This window comes from Tepidibacter hydrothermalis (assembly GCF_029542625.1).
Lineage (GTDB): Bacteria > Bacillota > Clostridia > Peptostreptococcales > Peptostreptococcaceae > Tepidibacter_A > Tepidibacter_A hydrothermalis.
The window spans coordinates 3,494,410-3,505,838 of record NZ_CP120733.1 but is presented as its reverse complement, the minus strand read 5'-3'; the positions used below and the strand labels follow the sequence as shown (position 1 = coordinate 3,505,838).

The following is an 11,429-nucleotide window of genomic DNA, read 5'->3' as shown; positions in this document are numbered from 1 at the left end:
GCCTTGATTTCGTTAGGCTTACAGGGTTTGTTTTATGCTTGCGATACACGAATGATACATTTTTTATTTTTCAGGTGTTTCAGTGGTGTCATAATTATCATTAATTTTATCTAATTTATTAGCAACTTCACTATGCTTGTTAGGATAAAGATGTGAATAAGTTTGAAGTGTAGTTTCAATGTTTTCATGTCCAAGTCTTTCAGAAATCAGCAAGGGTGAAAAACCTTCTTCAATTAAAAGTGAAGCATGGGAATGACGAAGATCATGAACCCTAATTCGTTTTACTTTTGCTTTCTTTGCTATTCTAACCAAATGACCATTCATGGTGCTTCTTGCTATTGGGAACAATCTTTCACTTGGATCATAATCATAAAGCTTTGATAAATATTCATTGATGATGTCACATAAGAATTTGGGAATGGTAATGATCCGTTTTGATTTTGGTGTTTTAGGTTTTAGGATCAGATCTTGCTTTTGGTGTCTAGCATAATTCTTATTGATTGAAACAGTTTCTGTTTCAAAATCAAAGTCATTAAGTGTTAAAGCTAAACATTCACCAATACGCATTCCAGTCCAAAATAAAATTTGATAAATAACAGTATACATTGGATTATCTGAAAACTTAATGAACTGCTTGAATTCATCCACTGTCCAAAACTTCATATTATCAGCATTCTTTTTCCCCATAGAACCACAGATTCTTGCAGGATTTGAAGGTAGTTTATAATATTTGCAAGCAAAGTTGAATATTGCTGAAAGCTGATTGTTCACAGTCTTTAAGTATGTTGGACTGTAGTTATTTTCATGTGAAATCAATTCATTCTGCCACTTCCTGACTGTTGCAGGTTCTATGCTATTGATAGGCATATCTTTAAAATATGGCAGCACTTTCAATCCAATTACATATTCTTTATTTTCATAGGTTGTAGGTTTCAACCTGGACTTGCAATCTTCCATGTAGAGTTCAACCAATGCACCAAAAGTCATATCAGGACTTGCTTGTGACTTTTCAAGAAATTCCCTTTCAAAAGCTTTGGCTTCCTTTTGGGTTTTAAATCCACGTTTTAATTTCTGTTTAATGTTTCCAGTCCAATCAGTATAATTGAATTTGGCATACCAACTGCCACGTTTTTCATCTTTATAAGTTGGCATTATATCATCCCTTTCTTAATTTTGAGTATAAAAAATACACCCATTGCAGACTGGATGCTTTAAATGATATAATAACAATATCTAAGTGGTATTATATCAGGCATCCTGTCTGAATAGTATCTATGTTAAAATCGTTCTTTGTGTTGGTAGCACAAGGGCGATTTTTTTTTATTTTTTTGGTAAAAATTCTGTTTTGATTCTATCAATAATATATCTTTCTTTGTAATCTTCACCATCTTTAATTATCTTATCAACTAAATCAATTAAGTCCTGCTGATGCATAACAGTAATCGTTCCAAAGTCAAAATGACATATTTGATATTCGTTATATTCTCTATCTTTATCATCCTGATCAACTTCAAATCCTGCATCTTCTAAATACTGTATAGATTTCATAAATTTATATTCTGTTTCATCTTCATCTACTCCATATATTTCATCCACAGTAATTTTAAAGATTTTACATATTTCAAAGAGCATTTCAGCATTTGGAGTACTGACCGATTGCTCCCAACTTGAAACGGTTGATGGCTTTGTTCCTACAATATCAGCTAAATCTTTTTGAGAAAGTCCATTAATTTTTCTATGTTTAGTTATATTAGCTGAAATGTTTTCTTTTATTTTTCCCATCACTTCACCACCTTCTTTTTTATCATGTTTCAATAGTAACACAGAAATTTCATAATTACAATACAAAAATACGAAAATCTCATAGTTTTGTATTGACATAACGAAAATATCGTGATAACATGTACCTACAACGAAAATATCGTAGTAAAAGGAAGGTGAAACGAATGCTTCATGAAAAAATTAAAGCTTTTATGAAAGAACGAGGAATTAAACAATCATTTCTAAAAGAAAAACTTGGAATGACTGCAAGTACATGTAGTGCTTTATTGAATGGAAACAGAGGAATTTCAGCAGAAGAATACTTTAAAATTTGTGATTCTTTGAAAGTACCTCTTAATTATTTTAAAGATGATAAGGATGGTGAATAAGAAATGAAAAATGCAACAGTCAAAGAACAAAAGTTTTATCATGCAGAAGATGTAGCGAAAATACTTGGGGTTTCATTAACCACAGGTTATAGGATCATAAAGAAACTTAATGATGAATTAAGGGAACAAGGAAAGATTATTATTCCAGGTAAGATCTCAAAGAGGTTTTTCAATGAAAAAGTGTACATGTAGGTTCAGCAATTATATTACAGAAAGGCAAAGGTGAAAGAAATGAATAAATTTAATTCTGATTGTAAAACAGCAATGGTAGATGGAAAAGAAGAAGTTGTTTTTACTGGACGTGGTGCAATGTTGTTAGTCTATTTTTCATGGATAGATGATAAAATGCCCAAAGCTTATGAATCATTAAAGAGATACTGTCAATATCTTGCCTCACACGGCTATGGTAACGGTGCAACAAAAATCCTATCAGAACTTGAAAGAAAGAGCAAAGATGAAGGGGCAGATTGGATAAAGTCATCCTATGATGAGTTTGTAAAAAATGACAATGGGTTAATAAATTATGTGTTGGGATTATAAAAAGGTAGGTGAAAACAGTGGATGAACTAACAAACACATCAACATTGGTCATGGACTTCCTGATTAATGACAAGCATTCCAGGAACAGTGACAACTATTTGTTCTACCTGGTAGCAAAGAAGATCCTTGGAAGCAAAGGAATTGATGTTGACAAGATTGGATTCAAGGATCTGTTCCTGCAATTGAACGAATATGGTCTTCCACAATATGAAACAGTGGGAAGGATCAGAAGGAAATTGCAGCATGATCATCCTGAATTATCAGGGTCTAAAAGTGTCAGTGAACAAAGATTCTTGAATCAAGAAGCTTTCAGCGAATTTGCAAGACGAATATGAAGTAGTAACAATAAAATTCACGAAAATGAAAGGAAGATGAAAAATGGCAAAATTAAATGAAGTTCAAATTGGTTCTAATAAAATTGAACAAATTAAAATGGCAAACAAATATCCTATTGATAAGGTTGGGGTTAATAAGTATCTATCTATTCAGTTTATAGCAGCATTAATTGACAATGGTGGATTGGTGGACTGGTCAACATTTTCTGCACATAAAAGGTATATGAAGTTATGTGAACATTATGATGTTACCCCTTTGAATCAGATCAGCTTTTCCTTGTTTGTGGTCAACAACTTCAACATTGAAGTCAAGGATAAGAAAGCATTTGGAAAGAAATTCAGGGTATTCAGACGGTTCAGGGTGGTTCAAGATGGTTCAAGGCGAACATATAAGCTTTGAACCGTATCAACCCCTTGTGTATCAAGGGGTTGGAGTTATCAGTTCAAGCAGTTCAAGGTAAATCTAATTTATTAAGTAATTTATAAAAAACATATATTTTATATGAGTTATTTAATATATACCTTAAAAAATAAATAATATAGAGAAAAACCTTGAACTGCTTGAACCGTTGTTCTGAAACCAAGTAATAACAATGGTTTGAATCGGTTCACGGTGCAGTTCACGGTTCAATGTGAATTTATGAATATATACTTGAAGATAATCTGATGTAGCAAATCAGTACATCAGGTCAATAAAACATATAAGAAAGGTGGAAAATGAAATGATGATTAAAGAAGTTGCAAGCATATTAGGGGAAACAGAACAATTTATTAGAACAGGTTTACAGAAGGGCATATTTCCGTTTGGTACTGCTGAAAAAATAGATGGTAAGTTTACTTATAGTATTGATAAGGTTGCATTTAATGAATTCTTAACTATGAAAGGTGGAAAATAAAATGATTATGAAAATTGATAATGGAACAATGAAGGAATTAACAGCAATAGAAATAAAAGAGGTATTTGAAGCAATTAATTCAAATAACTTATTGCATTTGGAACTTGTACCTGATGGGAAGGGTCAACCAATGGTTTTGGTAGCATTTGAAAATAACAACGAGATACAATGTTATAATTTCCCTGCAACTAAAGGATATGAGATTCATATAATCAATGAATTATTAAGATCACTTGATTTGGATATTAAAATTGAATTTCAGACTTATGATCAATATAGTCAATTACTTAATCATTGCATGGATTTAGTTAATACAAAGAAGAGAGTAACTGAAAAGGTTAAGCAAATTTGTACATCAATTGAGCATTTATTAGGTGGTGAAGATAAAAAGAAAGCATTATTGCTTTTCATGGAAAAAATATCAGAATCACTAAGTTTAGAATCACTAGAGCAATCTTGTGATCGTGTAATTGAAGACTTGAAAGGGGTGTGTTAATGATGAATGAAAAAATTTTAGATTTAATACTATTTGAATTAAGAGAATCAGAAAGTTTTATTGAAGTAGATGATTACAAGAAAGATAGAGAAAGCTTTAATGAATCACTGGAATATTTGGAAAGTACAGATTTTGATAAAGATCTTATTCGTAAGATTGAATCACAATGTGATGATGTTGCAACAGAAGCAGAACGTCAAGGTTTTTACAACGGATTTAAAGCTGCATATAATTTCTTCAAATCTTTACAAGAATAAAGCCACTGCATAAATCAATTATACAATGACTTCATGTGATACATATTAAATTCGCACTTTGATTTTATCATGTGAAGCCTATCAATTCAAGAAAGGATGATAAGTATGGATCATGTAATAAATGGAATGAAATCACATTATGAAGTACTTTTGGATTGGTTTGTTGAAGAACATAAATCAGGTAAATACAAGAAGTTATCTGATAACCCATATTATGATGAAATCAAAGCATTGATTGATTCTATGAACATATTAAGAAAATACCTTGGTTGGGAAACCATCAAGCTGAAAGATGAAGTTAAATTTTATATGGAAGGATGATTGAATGGCAACAGTATCATTTTATGAAGTAAAAGAAGTTATTGGTGAAGAAGTAGCACAAAAGATAATGGATGAATTTCCTTGTATGCATCTTTATATTCCGAACAATATGCCTAAGTTCCCTGATAATCTGACTAGAAATAAATACATTAAAAATTCATATCATACAGGTGCAACTATACCTGAAATAGCTGATATGATTAATCTAAGTGTTGAAACAGTAAGAAAAATCGTAAATGAAAGATGAAACAAAATCCCTGCTGCTAAATGTGGTGGGGATTTTATTTGCTAAAACAACACAACATGTAGTGGTTGATTTTTAACATTTGACCATATATTGTGTTTTGGGAAGATTTTCAGAAAGTAAATTGGTATAATTAATATGTCAAGTTCTTGAATGAATATTGACACTTTCATATTTCGTGATGTAGTTCTTCCCTGGTTGTTATTTTTGCCATTAGTGATGACTAGGGATAGAAATACCCACAGAACGAAAGAAAACTTGTATATGACCGTTATATGAGTTCTGATGATAGGTTTTGAAAGGATGTGCATGACATGGATGAAGTGAAAATTAAAAATATTGATTTGGTTGTTGAAGCAGTTGCTGTTCTAATCGGTGATTATGAAAGGAACAGAAAGAAAGCAGCAATGATGATTTTGAAGATTTGTCTGACTGATGAATTTTTCAAGCATCTGATGGAAGATGAACAACTTAAACCAGTGGCTGAATCATTGGGAATGTAGTAAATAAATGTGAAGAAAAAGGGGGTGGGTCTATGTTATCAGCAAAACAGAAAAAATGCATCAAATTGATGGCATCAGGTGAACACACACAAAAGGAAATTGCAAAGCAGATTAACATCACTGAAAAGACCATATGTGAATGGAAAAAGAATGATGAATTCATGCAAGAATTGGATTATCTGATTGCACTAAGTATCAGATCAGTTGCAGCAAAGGCATTCAAAACACAAACAAATCTTCTTGATTCCAAGAATGACATGGTCAGATATATGGCAGCAAAGGACATTCTTGATAGAGCAGGATTCAAACCTGATGAAAAGCTGAAAGTGGAAGGTTTTTCAACAGTAGTGTTTGTTGATGATTTGGGTGAAGATGATGAAGATGATTAATAATAACAAGTTAGTAACAAAAACCTAGTTAAAGCTTAATATATCAACGATTAAAATTTATTATTTAATAATTTGAAGAAAGGAAGGTGAAGAAAATTGACAGATCAAGAAAAGAAATTTGCTGATGAATTTGTGTTCAGATACTTCAACGGTGAAGAAAGAAGTCAAATAACCCTTGCAGTTGAGGTTGCTAAATTTGCAGGGTACATCATACCTGAATCCAAACCAAAGGCTGAACTATTAGTTAAAGCACTTTACAACAAAGAAGAAATCAAGACCTATATTGACAGTCAGATCCAGGACTTCAAATCAAAGTTGCATCCATCACAAAGAAGAACATTTTGGACTGCTATTGCTGCAATGACAGTTGGTGATCCTGATGAATGGAATCAACATGGATTTATAAATTCAACATATTAAGAAGGTCGGTGAATCCTATGAATGATTATATTACACAGCAATTGGACAAGGTTCTTCAACTGAATAAGGAAAAGAATCAGGTTATCAGAAGAATCAAGACCAATAGAAACAAAAGACATGGAATGCATCACCTGATGATCACCAAAGAAGAAAAGGAAAAAAGAATTGATAAAGCAAGAAAACTGTATGATGCAAAGATTAATGCAGTTTATATCAAGATGAACCAAGAACTAAAAAAAGCAGGTTTGGAAGAATTAGAAAATCCATATCAAACCACGAAAGGGGAAAATTAAAATGTTTGAATTAATTAAGAAAATACAAGCAATCATTGATGCATACCATGCAAACAGTGAACAAATGAAAAAAGAAATCAAAAGAATAGTTGAAGAATGGGGTAAGCAGGTCAACACCTATGCAATGGACTATATTCAGGAACAAATCAGAAATGAAGTTGCTGCTGTAAAATCCAGTAATGCGAAAATCAATAAGGTTTATAACCAAAAGTTGAAAGTTATCTTGGATAAAGCAAAGAAACAAGTTCTTCCTGAACTGTTCAATAAGGCATCCAAACCTTCTGATTATGCAACCAAAGTGAACAATGCACTTCAATTCCTTATGATTGAAGCTGAACAGATTACAGATGATAAAGCATACATGATCCTGAAAGACTTCATTGATGACTATAATCAAATGAAGCTGTTTAAGAATGTGATTGGTAAGAGGGTTGATCTAATAGACCCAAATGGAAACAGCACCTACCCTAAAACATTTGGAAAGTTGAACAAAGTTGAAATGGTAATGAACACCTTTGATGAAATGGAAAGCATTGCAAATATGCTGTTTATCTATCCAAGGGAAGATGGACAGACATTTATCATGAATGGTCAGTCTTATAGTGTTCCAATTGATTCATATGAACAGATGGCAGATGAAGACAACATTATTGGTTTTGCACAGATTATTGAAGAATATGCAAAGACCATCCCTGGAATTGGTCAGGTAACAGATCAGACAGAACATGAAACTGTTGAAGGTTAAATTTTAAGATGCAAGTGGATAGGGATTTGACACCTCGTTCCCTTGACTTCTAAAAGGGGGTTATTCCAATGAATATAGAACAAAGACTTAAAGAATTAATTCAAGAAAAAACTGTTGAATCAACATTCAATGAACTTAAAAAGCAAAGAATGTTGAAATCTACTAGACAAACAGCATTTCAAAAGACTGAAACATTATTATATAATTATCCCAAATTTGAAAATGTGTTGAAAAGCAAGTTGGAAGAAATTGAAACCATTGAAAAAGAAGGTATATCAAAGCGAAGTAAAAGCTTTGTTCAATGGAGTTCAAGCAACAACTATGACAATTCAAACGAATATGAAAAATCAATGAATGCAATTCAAAAGATAAAGGCATCTATTGTTCAAATTGAAGGATATATTTCTCAAATAGATGCTGCACTTAATATCATCAAAGATGATCCATATTATGAGTTAATCCCTATGAAATACTTTGAAGGACAGACTAGAGAAGATATTGCTTATTATTTTGAAGTGGATGTGAAGACCATAGACAGACACAAAAACAGACTTGTGAACTTGCTTAAAATTAGATTGTTCAGTGATGAATGCATTGAAGAATTACTTGGATGAAAGGCAGGTGAAGAAAATGAATACAAATATCACAGTTATAAATAATGACCTTTGGGCAGTGAATTTCAATTATGTTGAAATGGAATACATCAAGGAACTGACTTTTACCAAAACAAATGCTGATGATTTCATGGCTATAACTGGGGATGGCAAGATTCTTCTGAATAAGGCTTATGATCTCGAAAGGTCAGTTTCAATTATGACAGCAGTGATGTCACTTCCTGATGATCTACTTGGTACAAAACAAGGTTTCTATACCTACATGAGAAAAAGAATTCCAAAGTGGGAAAAGAAAAATGACAAATGGATTAAACTTGCCATTGAATATTACAACTTAGAATTTCAAGAAGATGGCTACAAATCAGCATGTGAATGGGAAAAGAAAAGAAGAAGTGTCAAAGCTGAATATATCAAGAGCAATAAAAAGTTCTTTGGTATAGATAAAATCAAAACATTATTTAAAAGAAAGGGGGTGTAAACTATGGCAAGTATTAGTTCTCAAATTGAACTTATAGATAGAATATCAGCACCACTGCACGATATAGCAAGTGCATTAATGGTAACAGTGAATTCTTTTGAGGACATGCAGTCAGTAGCAAGTAATTCATTTGATGGATCTAATTTTGATGGAGCAAGAGAAGAAATAGACCAAGCTACTATTGCAATTAGACAAATGGAAGAAGAACTTTCACGAATAATATCACCTGATCTTGAATTTAATATTTCAGGTCAAACAACAGCCAATGTGCCTGTCCAACCTATTTGGAATTCAGATAACATGGAAGTGTTCACGAATACTGGAATTGAAAGATTCCAACAGGAAGTTCAATCAACAAATACAATGTTGAACACTTTGAACAGTACACAAGAGCAGATTGCACAACAAGCATCTACTACTGACATATTCCCTGACAACATGGTTTCTGATTTGAATGCTATGACAGGAAGAATTCAAAGAATTAGAACACAGATTGACCAAATTGAAAGTAATCCAATGAATCTTGGAACTGATTTGGCAAACAGTGAACTGGAACAATTAAGAATGCAGTTAAGTCAAGCAGTAGACCAACAGGATGACTTGAATCAAGCACTTCAAAGAATGGATGTAGATGAAGCAAATCAAGCTTATATGAGGTTATCACAGACTGTTGGTGGTACTGAAAGATATATCAGAGATAATGTTGATGCACAAGGTCAATTCAATAATCAGATTAGGGATGGAACTTCTGCTGCAAGTGGGTTAGAAAATAAATTACTTGGACTGGCTGCTGCATATATGTCAATTCAAAGTATTGGTAATTTAGTTAGTGTGTCCGATCAGATGACACAGACAGAAGCAAGGTTAAATCTAATAAATGATGGATTGCAAACAACAGAAGAATTACAAGATATGATATTCCAATCAGCACAAAGAGCAAGGGCATCATATGCTGATACAGCAGATGTGGTTGCAAAACTTGGTCAACGTGCAGGTGATGCTTTTGCTTCTAATGTTGAAACCATTGCTTTCGCTGAAAACCTAAATAAAATGTTTGTCATTGCAGGTGCTTCACAACAAGAAATGGCATCAGCTTCACTTCAATTAATACAAGCACTTGGTTCAGGTGTCTTGCGTGGTGAAGAACTTAATGCAGTATTTGAAGCAGCACCAAATGTTATTCAATCCATTGCAGATTACTTAAATGTTCCTATTGGACAGATCAAGGACATGGCATCAGAAGGAATGATCACTGCTGAAATAGTCAAGAATTCAATGCTTGGTGCTACTGATGCTATTAACCAAGAATTTGAATCCATGCCTATGACATGGGGACAAGTTTGGACTGGTGTCACCAATAATATATTGATGGCTTCACAACCATTACTTGACTTTATCAGTTTACTGGCTCAAAATTGGGAAACACTTGAACCAATAGTTCTTGGTGTAGCTGTTGCCCTTGGTGCATATGCCATTGGTCTTGGGATAAGTGCCACTGCAACATGGATTGCAAATGGTGCAGCACAAGCATTCTTTACCACCTTGATGACTAATCCACTCACATGGATTGCAGTTGTTATTGGTGCAGTAATTGGAATGATTTATAAATGGGTTCAATCAGTTGGTGGGTTAGAAATAGCCTGGAAGATAGCAATGAATGGAATTCTGACTGCTTGGGATTGGGTAAAGATAGGATTCTTCACTGGTGTTTATTGGGTACTTGATTTATGGGATCAAATGAAGCTTGGAATGATGACAGCAGGTGTTGGAATAACCAACTTTATGGGGGATATGAAAGCAGATGTGCTTATGATTCTTCAAAACATGGTCAATGGTGCAATAGACATCATAAATGGTTTCATTGATACTTTGAACAATATTCCTGGTGTTTCAATTGATACCATCAATAATGTAACCTTTGGAACGAATGCAGCACTTCAAAATGAAGCTGAAAAGGCAGCAAGGGAATCAGCACTTGAAGCATACAGGAGTGAAATAGAATCCAATATGAGTGATCGTAATTCACAACTGATCCAAATGCAAGCTGATGCAATGGAAGCTACTGCAACAAGACAAGCTGAAATTGATTCAGCACAAGTTGCAGCATTTGCAAATCAGAATGATGATTCTAATGGAAGTGCCTATGATTCAGTTGCATCTAACATTTCTGATATTGCTGAAAACACAGGTGCAATGAAAGATTCAGTGGATATTTCACAAGAAGATTTGAAGTATATGAGAGATGTGGCAGAACAAGAAACAATAAATAGATATACTACTCCTGAAATCAAGATTGACATGAGTGGAATGCAAAACATTGTAAATAATGACATGGATATTGATGGTGTAGTTAATCATCTAAGTGAAGGTGTACAACAAGCTTTGGATCATGCTTGTACAGAAGGAGTTCATAGTTAAATATTAAGCACAGACCCTTGGACTATAACGGTTCAGGGGTTTTTCTATTTTTCAAGGCTCATATTGGGTAAATGTAGGCATTTTATTATTCAACCATACAAATACACCAAAAACATATTAAACCTTTAATATGAGCCTAATATGAGTCTTAAAAACATACCCAAGAAAAGAATACAAATATGAGGACGGCGAAAAATTTCCCTGTCCATCTGTTGTCCATTATGTCCTTCTTATATATATATAAACTCTTTTTACTTACTAACTTTTTTTTCTAAAAATTTTTTTCTCTTATAAAAGATAGTTGTAAGGGGTATTTCAAATGGACAAACG

General features: G+C 33.0%; 20 protein-coding genes. 18 read left to right on the top strand and 2 right to left on the bottom strand.

The genetic code is table 11. The features are described 5' to 3' along the window. Window positions 1-63 precede the first annotated feature (63 nt). Both P4S50_RS16575 and P4S50_RS16570 read right to left on the bottom strand, forming a co-directional pair. A complete protein-coding gene (locus P4S50_RS16575; protein WP_277731949.1) occupies window positions 64-1,152 on the bottom strand; it encodes a site-specific integrase in 1,089 nt (362 codons plus the stop codon). Between the two features lie 168 nt (window positions 1,153-1,320). Then, window positions 1,321-1,782, bottom strand: coding sequence for a helix-turn-helix domain-containing protein (locus P4S50_RS16570; protein ID WP_277731948.1), 462 nt, complete (start codon window positions 1,780-1,782; stop codon window positions 1,321-1,323). A gap of 164 nt (window positions 1,783-1,946) precedes the next feature. On the opposite strand from P4S50_RS16570, the gene P4S50_RS16565 reads away from it, so the two are divergent. From P4S50_RS16565 to P4S50_RS16480, 18 genes are all read left to right on the top strand, one after another. Further along, the gene (locus tag P4S50_RS16565; protein ID WP_277731947.1) at window positions 1,947-2,150 is read left to right on the top strand and encodes a helix-turn-helix domain-containing protein; all 204 of its coding nucleotides are present in this window, start codon (window positions 1,947-1,949) and stop codon (window positions 2,148-2,150) included. A gap of 3 nt (window positions 2,151-2,153) precedes the next feature. Then, entirely contained in the window at window positions 2,154-2,342 is a 189-nt protein-coding gene (locus P4S50_RS16560) for a transcriptional regulator (RefSeq protein WP_277731946.1), read from the top strand. Between the two features lie 39 nt (window positions 2,343-2,381). Then, window positions 2,382-2,690 (top strand): hypothetical protein, encoded by a 309-nt coding sequence (locus P4S50_RS16555; RefSeq protein WP_277731945.1) that lies wholly within the window; start codon window positions 2,382-2,384, stop codon window positions 2,688-2,690. A gap of 17 nt (window positions 2,691-2,707) precedes the next feature. After that, the gene (locus tag P4S50_RS16550) at window positions 2,708-3,025 is read left to right on the top strand and encodes a hypothetical protein (protein WP_277731944.1); all 318 of its coding nucleotides are present in this window, start codon (window positions 2,708-2,710) and stop codon (window positions 3,023-3,025) included. A 43-nt stretch (window positions 3,026-3,068) separates the two neighbouring features. Beyond that, the gene (locus tag P4S50_RS16545; protein WP_277731943.1) at window positions 3,069-3,425 is read left to right on the top strand and encodes a hypothetical protein; all 357 of its coding nucleotides are present in this window, start codon (window positions 3,069-3,071) and stop codon (window positions 3,423-3,425) included. A 322-nt stretch (window positions 3,426-3,747) separates the two neighbouring features. After that, entirely contained in the window at window positions 3,748-3,921 is a 174-nt protein-coding gene (locus P4S50_RS16540) for a hypothetical protein (RefSeq protein WP_277731942.1), read from the top strand. 1 nt (window position 3,922) lies between these two features. Then, the gene (locus P4S50_RS16535; RefSeq protein ID WP_277731941.1) at window positions 3,923-4,417 is read left to right on the top strand and encodes a hypothetical protein; all 495 of its coding nucleotides are present in this window, start codon (window positions 3,923-3,925) and stop codon (window positions 4,415-4,417) included. Continuing rightward, window positions 4,417-4,674, top strand: coding sequence for a DUF1304 family protein (locus P4S50_RS16530; protein WP_277731940.1), 258 nt, complete (start codon window positions 4,417-4,419; stop codon window positions 4,672-4,674). Before P4S50_RS16535 ends, P4S50_RS16530 begins: the two co-directional genes overlap by 1 nt. A gap of 105 nt (window positions 4,675-4,779) precedes the next feature. Continuing rightward, window positions 4,780-4,995, top strand: a complete 216-nt coding sequence (locus tag P4S50_RS16525) for a hypothetical protein (protein ID WP_277731939.1) — start codon at window positions 4,780-4,782, stop codon at window positions 4,993-4,995. Between the two features lie 4 nt (window positions 4,996-4,999). Beyond that, entirely contained in the window at window positions 5,000-5,242 is a 243-nt protein-coding gene (locus tag P4S50_RS16520) for a Mor transcription activator family protein (protein ID WP_277731938.1), read from the top strand. A gap of 311 nt (window positions 5,243-5,553) precedes the next feature. Beyond that, window positions 5,554-5,742, top strand: coding sequence for a hypothetical protein (locus P4S50_RS16515; protein ID WP_277731937.1), 189 nt, complete (start codon window positions 5,554-5,556; stop codon window positions 5,740-5,742). A 32-nt stretch (window positions 5,743-5,774) separates the two neighbouring features. After that, window positions 5,775-6,131, top strand: a complete 357-nt coding sequence (locus P4S50_RS16510; protein WP_277731936.1) for a phBC6A51 family helix-turn-helix protein — start codon at window positions 5,775-5,777, stop codon at window positions 6,129-6,131. Window positions 6,132-6,227: 96 nt separating this feature from the next. After that, window positions 6,228-6,551: a hypothetical protein gene (locus P4S50_RS16505; RefSeq protein WP_277731935.1), complete on the top strand. Its 324-nt coding sequence runs from the start codon at window positions 6,228-6,230 to the stop codon at window positions 6,549-6,551. Continuing rightward, complete coding sequence (locus P4S50_RS16500) at window positions 6,515-6,844, top strand: hypothetical protein (RefSeq protein ID WP_277731934.1); 330 nt, start codon at window positions 6,515-6,517, stop codon at window positions 6,842-6,844. Before P4S50_RS16505 ends, P4S50_RS16500 begins: the two co-directional genes overlap by 37 nt. A 1-nt stretch (window position 6,845) precedes the next feature. Then, a complete protein-coding gene (locus P4S50_RS16495; protein WP_277731933.1) occupies window positions 6,846-7,589 on the top strand; it encodes a hypothetical protein in 744 nt (247 codons plus the stop codon). 68 nt (window positions 7,590-7,657) lie between these two features. Continuing rightward, on the top strand, window positions 7,658-8,203 hold the full coding sequence (locus tag P4S50_RS16490; RefSeq protein ID WP_277731932.1) for a hypothetical protein: 546 nt from the start codon (window positions 7,658-7,660) through the stop codon (window positions 8,201-8,203). Between the two features lie 7 nt (window positions 8,204-8,210). Next, the gene (locus P4S50_RS16485; protein WP_277731931.1) at window positions 8,211-8,681 is read left to right on the top strand and encodes a hypothetical protein; all 471 of its coding nucleotides are present in this window, start codon (window positions 8,211-8,213) and stop codon (window positions 8,679-8,681) included. A 3-nt stretch (window positions 8,682-8,684) separates the two neighbouring features. Then, window positions 8,685-11,099: a tape measure protein gene (locus P4S50_RS16480; protein WP_277731930.1), complete on the top strand. Its 2,415-nt coding sequence runs from the start codon at window positions 8,685-8,687 to the stop codon at window positions 11,097-11,099. Window positions 11,100-11,429 lie beyond the last annotated feature (330 nt).

Coding starts and splice junctions, on each gene's coding strand:
- P4S50_RS16555 (WP_277731945.1), top strand. CDS start 2,382: ATGAATAAATTTAATTCTGATTGTAAAACAGCAATGGTAGATGGAAAA.
- P4S50_RS16545 (WP_277731943.1), top strand. CDS start 3,069: ATGGCAAAATTAAATGAAGTTCAAATTGGTTCTAATAAAATTGAACAA.
- P4S50_RS16515 (WP_277731937.1), top strand. CDS start 5,554: ATGGATGAAGTGAAAATTAAAAATATTGATTTGGTTGTTGAAGCAGTT.
- P4S50_RS16500 (WP_277731934.1), top strand. CDS start 6,515: ATGGAATCAACATGGATTTATAAATTCAACATATTAAGAAGGTCGGTG.
- P4S50_RS16535 (WP_277731941.1), top strand. CDS start 3,923: ATGATTATGAAAATTGATAATGGAACAATGAAGGAATTAACAGCAATA.
- P4S50_RS16480 (WP_277731930.1), top strand. CDS start 8,685: ATGGCAAGTATTAGTTCTCAAATTGAACTTATAGATAGAATATCAGCA.
- P4S50_RS16495 (WP_277731933.1), top strand. CDS start 6,846: ATGTTTGAATTAATTAAGAAAATACAAGCAATCATTGATGCATACCAT.
- P4S50_RS16525 (WP_277731939.1), top strand. CDS start 4,780: ATGGATCATGTAATAAATGGAATGAAATCACATTATGAAGTACTTTTG.
- P4S50_RS16530 (WP_277731940.1), top strand. CDS start 4,417: ATGATGAATGAAAAAATTTTAGATTTAATACTATTTGAATTAAGAGAA.
- P4S50_RS16520 (WP_277731938.1), top strand. CDS start 5,000: ATGGCAACAGTATCATTTTATGAAGTAAAAGAAGTTATTGGTGAAGAA.
- P4S50_RS16560 (WP_277731946.1), top strand. CDS start 2,154: ATGAAAAATGCAACAGTCAAAGAACAAAAGTTTTATCATGCAGAAGAT.
- P4S50_RS16540 (WP_277731942.1), top strand. CDS start 3,748: ATGATGATTAAAGAAGTTGCAAGCATATTAGGGGAAACAGAACAATTT.
- P4S50_RS16490 (WP_277731932.1), top strand. CDS start 7,658: ATGAATATAGAACAAAGACTTAAAGAATTAATTCAAGAAAAAACTGTT.
- P4S50_RS16510 (WP_277731936.1), top strand. CDS start 5,775: ATGTTATCAGCAAAACAGAAAAAATGCATCAAATTGATGGCATCAGGT.
- P4S50_RS16575 (WP_277731949.1), bottom strand. CDS start 1,152: ATGCCAACTTATAAAGATGAAAAACGTGGCAGTTGGTATGCCAAATTC.
- P4S50_RS16570 (WP_277731948.1), bottom strand. CDS start 1,782: ATGGGAAAAATAAAAGAAAACATTTCAGCTAATATAACTAAACATAGA.
- P4S50_RS16565 (WP_277731947.1), top strand. CDS start 1,947: ATGCTTCATGAAAAAATTAAAGCTTTTATGAAAGAACGAGGAATTAAA.